We start from the raw sequence: 14,446 nt of genomic DNA, 5'->3' as shown, positions 1-14,446 counted from the left end.
TATTGATAGATTACACTGCGCAGCTCGTACATTCTTCAACAGATAGAATTCTAGTTCTCGTATAGTAAAGGGATTTCAAGCCTTTTTTGGCTGCATAAACATAGAAACGCGCCAATTCACGAGTAGTAACATTACTATTAACATGCAGTACAGTCGAAATGCCTTGGTCCACATGCTGTCCAATCTCTGCAATCATATCAATCAGCTTGAACTGATCAATATTGTAAGCAGACTTGTAATAGAAGAAGTTATCTTGGGACAAATATGGCATTGGATAGTAGGTCGTTGAGTTCGCATATGTTCTTGTTTCAATATGCTCAACGATCGGCATGACGCTTGACGTAGCATTTTGAATATACGAAATGCTTTGTGTAGGCGCGATAGCAAGACGATACGCATGATAAAGGCCATGCTTTTGCACTTGCTCCTTCAGTGCTGCCCAATCCTCAGGCCCCGGAATGTACATGCCTTCAAACAGTTCCTTCACACGGTCGGATACAGGACGGTAGTCCGTTTCAATATAGCGTGTAAAGTAGGTGCCCTTCGCATATTCAGAGCGGTCAAAATCTTTGAACGTCGCGTTGCGCTCCTTGGCGATCAGCATGCTTTGCTCCAAGGAATAATAGTTCATCATCATAAAGAATACGCCTGCAAATTCTCTGGCTTCCTTGCTCTCATAAGCAATTTTATTTTTGGCTAGATAACCGTTAAGGTTCATCGCGCCCAAGCCGACGGAATGCAGCTCCTCATTAGCTTTGCGCACGCCTGGTGCATTATCGATTTTGGACAAATCGCTGACCGTCGTAAGGGCCTCGATGCCGACGTGAACGGATTCCTTCAGCTTCTTATGCTCCATTACATTAACGATATTAAGAGATGCGAGATTGCAGCTTATGTCGCGGCGGATAATGTCATCTGTGCCGTAGTCATTAATGTCAGAAGTCTCTTGCAGCTGGAATATTTCTGTGCAAAGATTGGACATTTTGATAGAGCCGACATCCTTAAGCGCATGCATGCTGTTGGCGTTTGATTTGTTCATAATATACGGATAACCGGATTCAAGCTGAATGGAAGCGATTTTTGTAAGCATATCGCGAGCGCTCATGACCGTTTTTCTCTTTACTTTGTCATTAGCCAGCAGTTCCTCATACATTTCATCCATATCCATATCATCTAGATGCTTGCCGTATGCACGATATACAGAATGCGGTCCGAATACGACTAATGGTTGATTGCGTTCCGCAAGCTCGTAAAATTTATTAGGAATAATTAAGCCGATAGACAATGTTTTAATGCGCAGCTTCTCATCGGCATTGATTTTTTTACAATCAAGAAACTCGATAATATCCCAGCCAAAAATATTGTAGTATCCAGCGCCTGAGCCTTTGCGCTGTCCCATTTGGTCTGCGTAGGAGAACGCATCCTCCATCAGCTTCAGAACCGGCATAATGCCCTTTGCAGCGCCTTCTACGCCTTTAATCGGTTCGCCGCGGCCGCGAAGCTTGGATAAGTTTACCGCTACGCCCCCGCCGATTTTGGAAAGCTGCATGCAGGTGCCAAGCACATAGTTAATAGAGTTGAGAGAGTCATCCATCTCAAGCAGGAAGCAGGATACCATCTCGCCGCGGCGGCTTTTGCCCGCGTTAAGGAAGGTTGGCGTTGCAGGCTGCAAGCGCTGCTCGATCATCGCTTCTGCTATGCGCATGGCGCGCTCGAAATTGCCTTCGCCCAAATGCAGCGCTACGATTGCGACACGGTCTGAATACTGCTCCAAGTACTGCGTCTTGTCATTCGTTTTCATAGCATAGTCTTTATAAAACTTGGAGGCTGCCATATAAGACTGGAACTGGAAATCATGGCTTGTTGTAAGGTTAAATACGGCCTCTACCTGCTCATATGTATAAGAGTCGAAAACATTATCGTAGTAGTCATTATCAATTAAATAGTCCAGCTTGTGGCGCAATGACTCGAACTTAACGCTTTTTTCATCTACTTCTGCCATAAATGCGACAACAGCTTCCTTATCTTTCTCCAATTGGTAGAAGCCGTCGTCTCCGCGCTGCATCAATTCATTATTCAGCTCAATATGCTTCAATGGTTTGCACCCTTTCGACAAAATGTTTCGTATCCTGTGTCGTGCCGCTAAGCTCAAACTTTAAAATAACAGGTACGTGGTACTTCTCAGAAATCCGGTCAGCGCTTTTTGCAAAGCCTGTCCCCCAATTTCGGTTACCGCTGGCGGATACACCGCGCAAATTTTTGGAATTGCGCTCCAAAAATTGATTCACCTTTTCTGGAACTTGTCCAAAGCCTGTCGTATAGGTTACGAGAACAAAAGGCTCGTTGATTTCACTCTGTTCATCGACCGATACTGCCCTCATATTCAGCTTGTTAATGAAACGCTTGACATTGCCTGTTTTCGATTCATAGACAATTAGCATCACATACTCGCTCCTCTAGTAAATTTCAGCAATCAAAAAGCGCTTCCGACTTAAATTCGCGCCGAATGCGCCTGTACTGACTTACCAGTAATAGACTGCTAAAAAGGTTGTATTCGTCAATATGTAGTTGACGAATAGAATTGTACCTCAATATATAGATATAGTCAATCCATATTTGACGATAAAAATGGTTACTTTACCAGAGTTGAAATATTCATTTGTCAAGCTATTTTTTAAGAGAAGCGAGCTGCAATTTCATATATTTGACAGCAGAAATGTCTCAAATTGCGCACCGGACAAGCGATTATAAAGTGTCAATAGGCTAAAAAATTTTGTTATACAGACGGTAAAAACGAGTCTATTTTACTCCTTTTAAAGTCGGCATTTCAATTTCCTGTAAAACCGGTGACAAATAAAAGTCATAATTTCATAGACGGTGAACGAACGCATTTTTTCAAAAAAAGACGTACTCGACTATTCTATCAGATACAGCTATGATGGGGTAGTGTCATTTTAATGATCATTTTAAATATTTTTGGAGGAAGTTATATGAATAATGATTCTGCAGCACAGTTGCGCGAAAAGATTGCCAAATTATTTTCTGATGCCGGTTATACACTTACTGAACTAATTGACTATATAGAACAGCTAGAGCAAAAAGTTGCAGCGCTAGAAGAAGAGCAAAAAAAATTAAAGGCTGCGGCAAAACGCCAGCAACCTTTAAGTAATATGAATACCCGATTAAAAGACGCGCTAAGAGAATAAAGAGGTTGCAGCCTAATAGCTTGGATAACAAATCTAGAACGGAGCTCGAGAAGCTTTCATTTTGTAACGAATCCTAAAGGCGTTATTTCGCATAAATGCACTTTTTGAAATTCTAACGCATCACAGAGACGCTATCTGTGAACAAATGCTCGTTTAGGCAGTTGTTTATAGCTGATAAGCATGCTACGATTCGTTACAAATTTATAACAAGCTTTTTCGGCATAATAGCGGTGTCAGCATTCGTTAGAGTTTCCAAACGAGTTTCTACTAAAACTCTCTACTTGACAGCAACAAAAAACAAGCGCTCCGATTGTGCGCTGGCTGGCTCGAGCTCGAAATCCGCATAGCTGTCCACTTTAGAAAAGCCGGCGCGCTGAAGCGCCGCCCTCAGCCACTCGGGATCGTAGGCGCGCTGTATATGCATCTCCTCAAATCGCGAGAAGCGCGTGCCCTCATCCTTGGCAAAGATCGTCAAATGATGCTCGATCAAATGCTTGCTTTCTTCAAAATCGCAAGTCCAAATATAAGCGACGTCCCGCTCGTCCAATACGAAAGGCTGCTCTTCTGCATAGCGAACAAACTGCTTGGGCGGATGCACGTCAAATAAAAACGTGCCCCCATCCTTAAGCCCGCGGAAGGTCGCTCTAAAGGCTGCCTCGACATCTGCTTCCTCCGTCAAATAATTCAAGCAATCACAGAACGATATAACGGTGTCCACAGGCTCTTGAAGATGCCACTCCCTCATATCCTGCTGCAGCCACCTGATCGAGCCTGCACGGGGCCTTACAGCCTGCGCAGGGGTTTCGTCCCATTTGCTGCGGGCAACCGTAAGCATGTCCGATGACAAATCGATCCCGTACACATGAAAGCCCGAGCGGGACAATGGAATAGAAAGACTGCCCGTTCCGCAGCCTAAGTCGACAATCGTCTCCGGCATGCCGTACTTGTTCCAGGCGGACCGTGCAAAGCCAAGCCATTCCGCATACGGCATATCCTCCATCAACCGATCATAGACCGCTGCAAAATGGCCGTAATATTGTGTCATTGCTCATCCTGGCCTCCATCTTTGCCGGTATCCTCTGCAGGCTGCACAAGATGAGTCCAGCTTCCTTTTTGCGTCACAACGCCTTCGCGCATCAGCTTTCCTAACGCACGCTTAAATGCACCCTTGCTAATCCCGAAGCGGCTTTTTATAATTTCGGCTTCTGTCTGATCCGAATAAGGCATGCTGCCGCCAGGACGTTCCTTAAGAAATTGCAGCAGGCGATCAGCATCCTGTACTCTTCCTACTTCTTTACGCTCCGTCATCGAAAGATTGACTCTGCCATCCTCGCGAATAAATGTAATTCGCGCACGCACGCGCTCACCCAGTCTAAGCGGCCGCGTACGCTCCGGGCTAGGTATAAGTCCATATACGCCGAAGCCGACTACTCCGCCGTCTAGAATGACGAACGAGCCCATTTGCAGCGTTTTTGTTACCCAGCCTTCCACCCATTGACTTTTCCAGCTGTCAGGAGCCGGAAAAACAAGCTGTGACAATTCTTCCTCAAAGGCAAGCTTCGCTACCAGCCGTCCCATTTTGTCATGCTTCATGATGACGAAAACCTCATCGCCTGGAAGCGGCCGAAAATCGATTTTCTCAGGCAGCTCCGACAACGGAAGAAGCAGCTGCCTGCCCAATCCCATTTCTAGGAAACAGCCCAGGCGCGGATGCACGTCAGCCACCTTCAGCCGGGCCAATTCGCCAAGCTGAAGAAGCGGCTTATGCATCGTTGCCGCAATACGGTCCTCGGAATCATAAAAAATAAATACTTCTACAGCATCATTAACCTTCGGCTTGGAGCCAACCAATTCCGTATACGGCAGCAGCACATCCGAAATTCCGTCCGTGACGAAATAGCCGTAAGGCGACACCTCTCTGGATACGGTAAGCACAATTGTAGTGCCCGCTGTTAAGCTCATGAGAATTCCACAACCTTCGCATCTGACCACAGGCGCTCAATGCTGTAAAATTCGCGTTCCTCGCGATGGAAAATATGAGCAACGACATCACCCATATCTATAAGCACCCAGCGCGCTGTGTCCATGCCTTCAATACCGCGAATGCGAACTCCCTTTTGCTCGGCCTGCTTGCGTATCTCCGAAGCTATAGCTTGAACCTGGGTGTCCGAATTACCGCTGCATATAACAAAGTAATCCGCGACAAGCGAGATTTCTTTTAAATTCAACGCAATCACATCATGAGCTTTCTTATCCTCAGCCGCATTCACAACCAAGGAAAGCAATGCTTCCGCTTTAATTGTCAAATTGTTTCCTCCTTATGCCCTATCTCTCTAAAATTTCTTGCTGTAAGCTATCTCTCGCTTCCAATGTGAGCGGATAAATGTGCTTACCCTTTTCCTTCAAAAAATCAATCGTCCTCATCAAGCCGGACAGAAGCGCCCCATCCAAATCCGTTTCACTGATCGCACGTACCTGCTCGACACCCGGGAAGCTGCGCCCCGGTTCAATATAATCTGCAACCCATACGATCTTCTCCAGCAAAGACATGCCTGCCCTGCCGGAGGTATGATAACGAACAGCATTGAGAACCTCCGAATCAGTGATCCCATAAACATGCTCGGCTACCCATGCTCCAACTGGCGCATGCCACAGCTCCTTCTCATACTGCAAAACTTGTATATCTAAATTATTTTCGCGAATCATTCGTTCCATACGGTCAACTGCCCAGTACTTTGCAGTATCATGCACAATTGCCGCCAGCTCGGCCTTTTCGGGGTCGCCGCCAAAGCGCCGCGCAAGCTCGATCGCCGTTTGCATAACGCCTTCCGTATGCAGCCATCTGCGCTCGGGCATTTCTTGCTTCACCGTATTAATAAGCTGCAACCGATCCATACAAATCGTGCCTCCTTATATAAGCCTCAACCTCAGCAGGAATCTCGTACCTAACGGATCGGCCTGCAGAAAGCTTATCTCGCAGCGCTGTTGAAGACAAGCCGATAGCAGGCATCTGCACCATCTGCAGCCTTTCTTTCAACCGGGGAGACAGCTGCTCAAGACGAGGCGCGTCGGACGGACGCTCTAATCCAATAAAGGAAACGATAGCTGCAAGCTCCTCTACCCGATGCCATTGGGGCAAATCATTAATCCGATCCGAGCCGATAATATAAGAGAAGCTATAGGCGGGATACTGGCGCAACAGCTCCGCTGCCGTATCAATCGAGTAGCTGGTCCCCCCTCTGGCAAGCTCCATATCAATCGCTCTGAAGGCGGAGTTGCCGGATATGGCCGCTTCAACCATCGCTAATCGATGTTGCCCTTCTGCTCCAGGACGATTCGCCTTAAGCGGAGAGCCGAACGTCGGAATGAACCAAACCTCATCCAGCTTGCAAGCCTCGCGAGCACTTTCTGCTGCGATCAAATGGCCAATATGGATTGGGTCAAACGCGCCCCCCATAATGCCGATTGCTTTCATAGCGAGCGCTCCTTACCTTGGCAGTTCGATTTTTTTATGATCAGTCGATTCCTTATACAGAACGATTGTTTTCCCAATTACCTGCACAAGCTCAGCGCCTGCGGCATCCGCTACCTCAACTGCAATTTCCTTCGGATCGTCCATGCAATTGTTGAGCACCGATATCTTTATTAACTCCCTAACCTCAAGCGCCTCTGAAATATGCCGCACAAGATGATCATTCGTGCCTCCTTTTCCTACTTGGAAAATGGGCTGCAGATGATGAGCCATCGAGCGCAAATATCGCTTTTGTTTACCTGTTAGCATGCTGCTATTCCTTCTTTCATCACAGTTATCTCTATATTATTGCGTTTCTATACTACGCGTTAGGCTTCAAGTGAGGCCAGCACGATCTCGCGCATAGCAGCTACAGGGGCCGGCTTGCCTGTCCAATATTCAAATGCGTAAGCGCCTTGGTTAATAAACATGCCTAATCCGCCGTGTGTGATGCAGCCGCGCTGCTTCGCATCGAGCAAAAACTTCGTTTGCAGCGGATTATAAATAAGATCGCTCGCCACTGCCCCCGGCTGCAGCCAGGAAGCATCGAGCGGGGAAGCATCAACATTCGGAAACATGCCTACAGAGGTTGTATTAATAACAAGCTCCGCTTCGCCGCACAGCGCCTGCAGCGAATCTGTCGAGCGAGCGTCAAGCACGGCAGCCCCGTTCTTGGCGTAGACTCCAAGTGCAGCAGCGAGCTGCTCAGCCTTGTCGACAGTGCGATTGACAACCGTTATTTGAGCAGGCTGCTCTTGCAGCAGCGCGTAGATAATGCCGCGGGCAGCGCCGCCCGCTCCAATAACGACGATCCGCTTGCCGGTCAGACTCGCAATCGCTTCTTCCTTAAGCGAACGCACATAGCCTATCCCATCTGTGTTATAACCCGTTAAAATTCCGTTGTCATTCACAATCGTGTTGACAGCTCCTATTGCTGCGGCTCCTTCATCGATATGATCCAGCAGCCCCATAACCTGCAGCTTGTGCGGAATCGTCACATTGACGCCGCGAATATTCATCGCTCTGACTCCAGCGATAAACGCGGGGAGCGTCTGATCAGTAATATGAAACGCAGTATATACACCATTAACGCCTGTTTCGCAAAAAGCGCGATTCATCATAACAGGCGATTTGGAATGGCGTATAGGATCGCCAATAACACCAAATAAAGTGGTGTGACTATCAATGACATGCTGAAAACTCTCTCTTGCCACAATTTTTCCCCCTTCATGCAAGCAGCAAGCTGAGATTGTCGATTCATGGTATATACGAATTTTTACCGCAATAAAACGCCAGTCTCGAGCTGTCGCTTAAATCATAGCATTTCGAAGCATGACCTTTATTCCTTTTGGCGCATAAACATCCAGCAATGCCCCTTCGGTGCTGTTAATATGAATCCAGCCAAGCCCTGCAATAAATACGTCCTGCTTGGCTCCGCGCGCAACGCGCAATGAATGCCTTGTCCATGGCGGTATTTCTGCAAGCTCCTCTAATGAAGGAGTGCCGAGCAGTTCTCCGCGATGCTCCTCATACAGCTGATCCGCGCGTTCCAGCTTTGTACGGTGAACATTCAAGCTGTTGGAAATATAAAGGGTAAAGGATTGGCGTTCTCCTTCTACAAAATCAAAACGAACGATGCTGCCGATAAATAACGTTTGTTTTTCATTCAGCTGATAGACGAGCGGCTTGATCGGCTTATCCGGCAGCAATGAGCCAAGGAAGCTGCGCGGCACAGCCTCTGTCAGCCGGCTGGAATAAACAATACCAGGCGTATCGATAATAAATCTTCCATCATCCAGCGGAATTTTAATGGCATCAAGCGTTGTGCCCGGATAACGCGAGGTCGTAAGCTCATTATCCAAATCGCTGTAATCGCGGATAATGCGATTAATTAATGTAGATTTGCCCACATTTGTCGCACCGACGATATATACATCCCGTCCCTCGCGATGCTTCTCAAGAGCAGTGAGCACATGCTCCATGCCCATATTGCGCTTAGCGCTGCACAGCACAACGTCAACCGTACGAATTCCTTGCAGCTTGGCCTGCTGCTGCACCCAATTGCGAATCCGGTTGGCATTGATTGATTTGGGCAGCAAATCGATCTTGTTGACGACAAGCAAAACAGGATTGTTGCCGACAAAGCGCTGCAATCCCGAAATAAGACTTCCTTCAAAATCGTATAAGTCTACGATATGTACGACAAGGCTGTCCGTTTCGCCGATTTTTCCTAACAGGCGCAAAAAATCATCCTGGTCTATGGCAACGGTTGATGCTTCATTATAATGTTTAATTCTAAAGCAGCGCTGGCATATAACCGGCTCCCGCTGCATTGCATTTTGCGGCAAATAGCCTGGCAGCTCGCTGCGCTCTGTTTGCAGCTTGACGCCGCATCCAGAGCAGGACAGAGCCTCCATATTTGCTTGATCCTTACTCACTTTTGTTCCTCCTCATGCCATAGGCCCCGCTTGCGCAGCCTAACGAGCGCAATCCGTTCAATTTTTCGGTTAACACGGGTCATTACTCCTTCATCTGCAGGCGAAATAGGAGCAACCAGAACGGTGTACAATCCCATACGATTGCCGCCAAGCACGTCAGTGAGCATCTGGTCGCCTATCATAACCGTCTGCTCAGGCTTTAAGCGGAGCAGATCAAGCGCCTGCTTGAACGCACGCCTAGACGGCTTGCGCGCGGAATAGACAAACGGCAGGCTGAGCGGGGTTGAGAAGCCGCCTACCCGATCCGCATTGTTATTGGAAACAATAACGACTCGAATGCCTTTCTCCTCAACCGTCTTCAGCCAAGCTGCAAGCTCTGGCGTTGCAAGAGCAACCTTGGCGCCTACAAGTGTATTATCTAAATCGGTAATGATCCCCCTAATTCCTTGCGCATACAACTTTTCCAAATCGATATCATATACCGAATTGACACGCAGCTTCGGTACTAATCTTTCGAGCATAGCCGTAATCCCTCTTCTTTCTCCCTGCTATCTTACGAAACTATACCACACAAACCAAATTCGTTGCAAACAAGGATAAACGGCTTCGCCGACCTTTGAAAAGGCATGTTTACTGACGAATTATAAGAACAAGTTTGTAGAAAAAACTTATAGCTTCTTATAATGACAAATAACCTTTATCCTTTATCTTTTTTGGCCTCGGCAATGATATGCTTTACTTCCTCCGCGCAGCGCTGCACAACCTGCAGCTGCTCAGCGCTAGCCTGCTTGCCGCTGTATCTCGCTTGTTCAAATAAATCCAGCAATTGCAGGAGCGGCTGTTTGGCGGAATTATACTTCCCTTCATCCAGCCAGCGCAGCACAGCCTCGCGCATCGTCTCATGCTCTGACCTTAGCAGTCCTTGTCTCGCGCATTGGCGAAGCAGCTTATTGGCTTCCATTATAATTCTTTCATTATTACCGATGGACTTATAACGATAAGCCGTCCACCAGCCTATTAGCTTTTTGCGATAAAGCAGAGCGAACAGCAGCCCTATAACCGGCACTATAATTAATAGAAGCAACGGGATGAGAGAAGCTGTTTTTTCAGTCGTATTCTCACTCATTTCTGGAGCAGCAGGCTCATCCTTCTCCTCCGGCACTTCAGGCTGTTGTATGTCCGTCTCCTCTTGAAGCGGCATGGCGTAAGGAAAAGAGAAACCGGCGGTCGGCTCAAATGCAATCCAGCCATAGCCGTCAAAATAGATTTCCAGCCAGGAATGCGCATCACTGTTGCGAACGGTATAGGCGCCGGCTCCTGCCGGATCTGTGACTACAGCTTCAGAATCCATCCAGCCATTGGCTGACGCAGAGGCTGGCAAATAGCCTGGTGCAAATCCTTTTACCCATCTGGCAGGCATGTCAAGCGTGCGGGCCATGACTACCATTGCTGTCGAAAAGTAATCGCAATAGCCTTCATACAGCTCAAATAAAAATTGATCGACGAAATCTGTGGATTGACCGGTCAGCTTGCTGCTGTCAGGTGTACTGGAGTACGTGTAATGAAGCCGTAAATATTGCTCCAGCATCCGGGCTTTATCATAGTCATTAGCCGCTTCTGCCGTAATTTCCTCGGCCAACTGCTTTACTCTTTCCGGCAAATCATCCGGAAGCTGCAAATAAATATCGTTTAGATCTTCCTCTTGAATGTGCGCGTCCACCGTTCTCAAAGCTTCCTCGTCCAATACGATCTCTTCGGAAACTACGGTATAAGTCGAAGGAAAGGATTGCGGCGTCTGATCATTCCAGCGCAGCTCCCAAAGACCTGGCGACCAACTTAAATGTTCATACAGCTCCGCATCATCCGCTCCAATCGAAATAACCTTTGTAACTGGCGCAGCTGCAAACAATACAGGATAATCTACATCTCTGGCCATCGATACAGTTTGCACAATTTCATTCGTTTGCGCATGGGGGCGCGGACGCTGCTCGTCTATTTCGCCATTGCTGCCGACAGCTTTCGTCCGGCTCAGCAAACGTTTGTAATCAGCAGAATCCTCAATCATCCAGCCTTTGCCGTCATAGAAGCTTTTCGTTTCTCCCCTCCAATAGCTTTTCCTATTAGTAGTAACCGTCATGACAGGAGAATAATCATACTGAAAGCCGCCGCCAAGACTGCTATCATCCCGGCTATAGCCTGAGCTCGCTGACAAATTTGACTTCAATCCGTTATTTGCAGCATTATTTTTTTCTCCCAGATTAATATTTACTCGCTCGCCCTTGGCATGCTTCCACATTGTATATGGGTCCTTCAAGAGAGGCGCCGTTGCCGGCATGCTGATACCTGTCAGCATAATAATACTCAATACAAGCAGCATGGGCAGCACGACATAAAGCGGATATTCCAGCAGCACCTTCCAGCTGTGAGGATGCTCCTTCTGCAAGGTATGAAGATGATAGGCAGCCAGCCAAATCAGGCTAAGCAGCACAACAACCGCTACATTATCCCATAACCAGTAAGGAGTAAAGGAATCTACGATTGTTAAAATAATTAGGCTGGTGCCGATTGTTCCAAAAATTCGAATTCTAGTCGTCGACCAATACAAAAGCATTTGATAAATAACTAGAACAGCAAGGCTTATCCAAATAAAAGGATAGAGCTTAACAAGCTCGTTCATCAGCATTTCGAACGTAACCGCCCAGCTTTCCTGCTTGCTCCAGTGAAGCACTTCCGGCACTTTAACGACAGTTACAGCTGCTGCGGCAAGCCACTGCAAAAAAAGCTTCGTCTTCAGCCAACGCCATGGCAGCACCAACTGGATTACAAGTGCGGTACCGACAGTAAAATAGGCAATCGAGAACGTTTCTTCCCACCAATAGGCTTCAAATATTGATAAAGTGCTCATTATTATACAAGCTATCAAGACAGAGACCAGCTTTTCATACCACGCATTTCGTTTGCTATTCATCGCCTGCCTCCCCCTTCCAGCACCGCGGGCAGCTCATGAAGCTCATGAATCGAATAGATCGGCCACTTAATAGATTGCTCGCGGCGGAATTCGATTCCAGGCTCTGCAGCGCCAGTCCGTATCAAATGCGGATGCAGCTCGCGACGCTGCAGCCAGTCAAGCACGGGCAACAGCTTCACTAACGGGCTTGCCGAAACAACAATGACAACTCCGCCCTTGTCAAGCAAAGCCTCGGAATGCTTAACTGCTTCCAGCAACGTCTGCAAACCGCTCGGTTCAGCAAAAGTCAAATGCTTCAGCACCGCAGCCTTCTGCCAGGCGTCGGCACGCGGATTAAACCAAGCGGTCTCATGCCCGGTCGTAAGCAAACCCATGGCCGTATTGGAACGCAGGCCGCTTTCGAGCAAAGAGGCTGCGGCAGATACGGCAAGCTCAAAGTCGTCGCCGCTGCTCGAGTAGCTTTCCTTGCTGCAATCCAATATGACGATCATGCGGGGCAGCGATTCCTTTTCAAAAGCTTTGGATTTCCATTCGCCTGTTTTGGCAGTCGCATTCCAATGCACGCGTGATAAGCGGTCGCCCGGCAAATACTCACGGATGCCGTTAAGCTGCGTCGTCTCCTTCGCGGAGCGCGAGGCGGCTGCGTGTGCATACAGCCCTTGCTGCGACTTAAACAAGCTGTCCCAGCTTCTTAAATATACCGTTTGCGGTTGTACCGCTATCTCAGTTCCGCTTTCAAACGATCCTTTATGCTCAAACAATCCAAACACATCGTAAGTCAGACATTCTGTCTTTTGGAAAGTATAGCCGCCTCTTTTTAGCTGCGGGCTTTTGTAGGCAATCCGTCCCCCTTTTCGCCAGGTTGGCAAAAAGGAATCCTCGAACATAAGCAGCTGCCCATCGTGCCTCTTCAAGTAATCGCGTACGATAACATAAGTAAGCGGGTAATAGCCCGGAATTGTAATGTGCAGCTCAAGCTCCAGCTGGGTGCCTGCACGAATATACGGCTCCCTGACCTCGTCCCCTTCCACTTTAACCGTTCGCTTGCCATGCACTCTATAAATACCGCTAAAGTGGCCGAGCAATAAGTATAAAAGCAGCAAATTCAATATAATAAATAGCATAAACGCTGTTTTCCCGCCTTGAAACATTACATACAGCAGGCTGATTCCATAAATAGCCGCCATATACATCCATCTCAGCTTCGCATTGATTGATTTAACCATCATTTAATTCTCCAGTCTTACTGGAACTTTTGTCGATTGCAAAATATCGTCCACAACGCGCTGCGCATTGATCCCCCTCATCTTCGCTTCCATCTGAAGCAGCAGGCGGTGCGCAATAACGTACGGCGCCAATTCCTTTACATCATCAGGCGTTACATAGTCGCGCTCATGCAGAAACGCTCTCGCTCTGGCAGCTTTAGCAAGTGCAATCGTCGCTCTAGGGCTTGCCCCGAGCACCACATTTTCATGCTCTCTCGTAGCACTTATAATAGAAAGAATATAAGTGGCAACAGCGCTATCGATATGAATCTGTTGAGCCTGCTCCTGAATATACAGCATATCCTCGATATCGATAACCGCTTGAATATGCTCGGATGGAGCCTTGCTCGAGGCTACAATCATCTGATGCTCATCCTCCTTGCTTGGATAACCGAGCGTCAGCCGCATCATAAATCGGTCAAGCTGAGCTTCAGGCAAAGAATAGGTGCCTTCAAACTCAATCGGATTTTGCGTTGCCAGCAGCACGAAAGGCTGCGGCAAATGATAGGTTTCGCCGTCAACAGTAACATGCGCCTCCTCCATCGCCTCCAGCAAGGCTGACTGCGTCTTCGTTGTAGCTCTATTAATTTCATCCGCTAATAATATATTCGTCATAATCGGACCCGGGCGAAATTGAAACTGTTCATGACGAGGATGATAGATGGACACACCTGTTATATCTGTCGGCAGCAAATCGGGATTGCACTGAACCCTGCGGAATTGCCCGCCGATTGTTTTGGCCAACGCTTTGACAAGCTGTGTTTTTCCCGTTCCCGGGACATCCTCTATCAGAACATGTCCGCCTGCAATAACAGCGATTAATAATCTTTCTATTTGCTCTCGTTTTCCGAGAATACAAGCTTCCAAATTATGAAGCATCATCGAGCATACATGGCGATCAACAGTACGAATTTCCATTCCATTCCCTCCCGAAAAATACTAGAGTTTGCTAGATTATAGCATCATTATAACAGCAATATTAACATTTCTGCTCATTCCAAAAAAAATTGGAGAATCCCACAGGATTCTCCAGCTTTTTTAAAAATATTTGATTAAAC

General features: G+C 47.5%; 15 protein-coding genes. 1 reads left to right on the top strand and 14 read right to left on the bottom strand.

Annotation, left to right across the window (positions count from 1 at the left end):
* Nucleotides 1-10: 10 nt before the first annotated feature.
* Both nrdE and nrdI read right to left on the bottom strand, forming a co-directional pair.
* Nucleotides 11-2,095: a class 1b ribonucleoside-diphosphate reductase subunit alpha gene (gene nrdE, locus V1L65_RS11230; RefSeq protein WP_331699238.1), complete on the bottom strand. Its 2,085-nt coding sequence runs from the start codon at nt 2,093-2,095 to the stop codon at nt 11-13.
* On the bottom strand, nt 2,082-2,441 hold the full coding sequence (gene nrdI / locus V1L65_RS11225) for a class Ib ribonucleoside-diphosphate reductase assembly flavoprotein NrdI (RefSeq protein ID WP_331699333.1): 360 nt from the start codon (nt 2,439-2,441) through the stop codon (nt 2,082-2,084). The genes nrdE and nrdI overlap by 14 nt, the downstream gene beginning before the upstream one ends.
* A gap of 549 nt (nt 2,442-2,990) precedes the next feature.
* On the opposite strand from nrdI, the gene V1L65_RS11220 reads away from it, so the two are divergent.
* Entirely contained in the window at nt 2,991-3,206 is a 216-nt protein-coding gene (locus tag V1L65_RS11220) for a hypothetical protein (RefSeq protein WP_331699237.1), read from the top strand.
* A 277-nt stretch (nt 3,207-3,483) separates the two neighbouring features.
* Here V1L65_RS11220 and V1L65_RS11215 read toward each other — a convergent pair whose 3' ends face one another.
* From V1L65_RS11215 to V1L65_RS11160, 12 genes are all read right to left on the bottom strand, one after another.
* Nucleotides 3,484-4,251 (bottom strand): class I SAM-dependent DNA methyltransferase, encoded by a 768-nt coding sequence (locus V1L65_RS11215; RefSeq protein ID WP_331699236.1) that lies wholly within the window; start codon nt 4,249-4,251, stop codon nt 3,484-3,486.
* Nucleotides 4,248-5,168, bottom strand: coding sequence for a CvfB family protein (locus V1L65_RS11210; protein ID WP_331699235.1), 921 nt, complete (start codon nt 5,166-5,168; stop codon nt 4,248-4,250). The genes V1L65_RS11215 and V1L65_RS11210 overlap by 4 nt, the downstream gene beginning before the upstream one ends.
* Nucleotides 5,165-5,512, bottom strand: coding sequence for a ribosome silencing factor (rsfS, locus tag V1L65_RS11205; protein ID WP_331699234.1), 348 nt, complete (start codon nt 5,510-5,512; stop codon nt 5,165-5,167). Before rsfS ends, V1L65_RS11210 begins: the two co-directional genes overlap by 4 nt.
* Nucleotides 5,513-5,531: 19 nt before the next feature.
* Nucleotides 5,532-6,101, bottom strand: a complete 570-nt coding sequence (gene yqeK / locus V1L65_RS11200; RefSeq protein ID WP_331699233.1) for a bis(5'-nucleosyl)-tetraphosphatase (symmetrical) YqeK — start codon at nt 6,099-6,101, stop codon at nt 5,532-5,534.
* The gene (gene nadD, locus V1L65_RS11195) at nt 6,079-6,681 is read right to left on the bottom strand and encodes a nicotinate-nucleotide adenylyltransferase (protein ID WP_331699232.1); all 603 of its coding nucleotides are present in this window, start codon (nt 6,679-6,681) and stop codon (nt 6,079-6,081) included. Before nadD ends, yqeK begins: the two co-directional genes overlap by 23 nt.
* 12 nt (nt 6,682-6,693) lie before the next feature.
* Nucleotides 6,694-6,987 (bottom strand): ribosome assembly RNA-binding protein YhbY, encoded by a 294-nt coding sequence (gene yhbY / locus V1L65_RS11190; RefSeq protein WP_331699231.1) that lies wholly within the window; start codon nt 6,985-6,987, stop codon nt 6,694-6,696.
* Nucleotides 6,988-7,046: 59 nt separating this feature from the next.
* A complete protein-coding gene (gene aroE, locus V1L65_RS11185) occupies nt 7,047-7,931 on the bottom strand; it encodes a shikimate dehydrogenase (protein ID WP_331699230.1) in 885 nt (294 codons plus the stop codon).
* Between the two features lie 96 nt (nt 7,932-8,027).
* Nucleotides 8,028-9,134: a ribosome biogenesis GTPase YqeH gene (yqeH, locus tag V1L65_RS11180; protein WP_331699332.1), complete on the bottom strand. Its 1,107-nt coding sequence runs from the start codon at nt 9,132-9,134 to the stop codon at nt 8,028-8,030.
* A 17-nt stretch (nt 9,135-9,151) separates the two neighbouring features.
* Nucleotides 9,152-9,676, bottom strand: a complete 525-nt coding sequence (locus V1L65_RS11175) for a YqeG family HAD IIIA-type phosphatase (protein ID WP_331699229.1) — start codon at nt 9,674-9,676, stop codon at nt 9,152-9,154.
* Between the two features lie 176 nt (nt 9,677-9,852).
* Nucleotides 9,853-12,123: a transglutaminase TgpA family protein gene (locus tag V1L65_RS11170; protein ID WP_331699228.1), complete on the bottom strand. Its 2,271-nt coding sequence runs from the start codon at nt 12,121-12,123 to the stop codon at nt 9,853-9,855.
* On the bottom strand, nt 12,120-13,352 hold the full coding sequence (locus V1L65_RS11165) for a DUF58 domain-containing protein (protein WP_331699227.1): 1,233 nt from the start codon (nt 13,350-13,352) through the stop codon (nt 12,120-12,122). Before V1L65_RS11165 ends, V1L65_RS11170 begins: the two co-directional genes overlap by 4 nt.
* Complete coding sequence (locus V1L65_RS11160; protein WP_331699226.1) at nt 13,353-14,306, bottom strand: AAA family ATPase; 954 nt, start codon at nt 14,304-14,306, stop codon at nt 13,353-13,355. It abuts the gene before it with no gap.
* Nucleotides 14,307-14,446 lie beyond the last annotated feature (140 nt).

Source organism: Paenibacillus sp. IITD108 (assembly GCF_036541265.1).
Classification (GTDB): Bacteria; Bacillota; Bacilli; order Paenibacillales; family Paenibacillaceae; genus Pristimantibacillus.
The sequence above is the reverse complement of the archived record's forward strand: the minus strand, read 5'-3'. Positions and strand labels throughout refer to the sequence as shown.

Coding starts and splice junctions, on each gene's coding strand:
- nrdI (WP_331699333.1), bottom strand. CDS start 2,441: ATGCTAATTGTCTATGAATCGAAAACAGGCAATGTCAAGCGTTTCATT.
- V1L65_RS11220 (WP_331699237.1), top strand. CDS start 2,991: ATGAATAATGATTCTGCAGCACAGTTGCGCGAAAAGATTGCCAAATTA.
- V1L65_RS11215 (WP_331699236.1), bottom strand. CDS start 4,251: ATGACACAATATTACGGCCATTTTGCAGCGGTCTATGATCGGTTGATG.
- V1L65_RS11210 (WP_331699235.1), bottom strand. CDS start 5,168: ATGAGCTTAACAGCGGGCACTACAATTGTGCTTACCGTATCCAGAGAG.
- yqeK (WP_331699233.1), bottom strand. CDS start 6,101: ATGGATCGGTTGCAGCTTATTAATACGGTGAAGCAAGAAATGCCCGAG.
- nadD (WP_331699232.1), bottom strand. CDS start 6,681: ATGAAAGCAATCGGCATTATGGGGGGCGCGTTTGACCCAATCCATATT.
- yhbY (WP_331699231.1), bottom strand. CDS start 6,987: ATGCTAACAGGTAAACAAAAGCGATATTTGCGCTCGATGGCTCATCAT.
- yqeH (WP_331699332.1), bottom strand. CDS start 9,134: ATGGAGGCTCTGTCCTGCTCTGGATGCGGCGTCAAGCTGCAAACAGAG.
- V1L65_RS11175 (WP_331699229.1), bottom strand. CDS start 9,676: ATGCTCGAAAGATTAGTACCGAAGCTGCGTGTCAATTCGGTATATGAT.
- V1L65_RS11170 (WP_331699228.1), bottom strand. CDS start 12,123: ATGAATAGCAAACGAAATGCGTGGTATGAAAAGCTGGTCTCTGTCTTG.
- V1L65_RS11165 (WP_331699227.1), bottom strand. CDS start 13,352: ATGATGGTTAAATCAATCAATGCGAAGCTGAGATGGATGTATATGGCG.
- V1L65_RS11160 (WP_331699226.1), bottom strand. CDS start 14,306: ATGGAAATTCGTACTGTTGATCGCCATGTATGCTCGATGATGCTTCAT.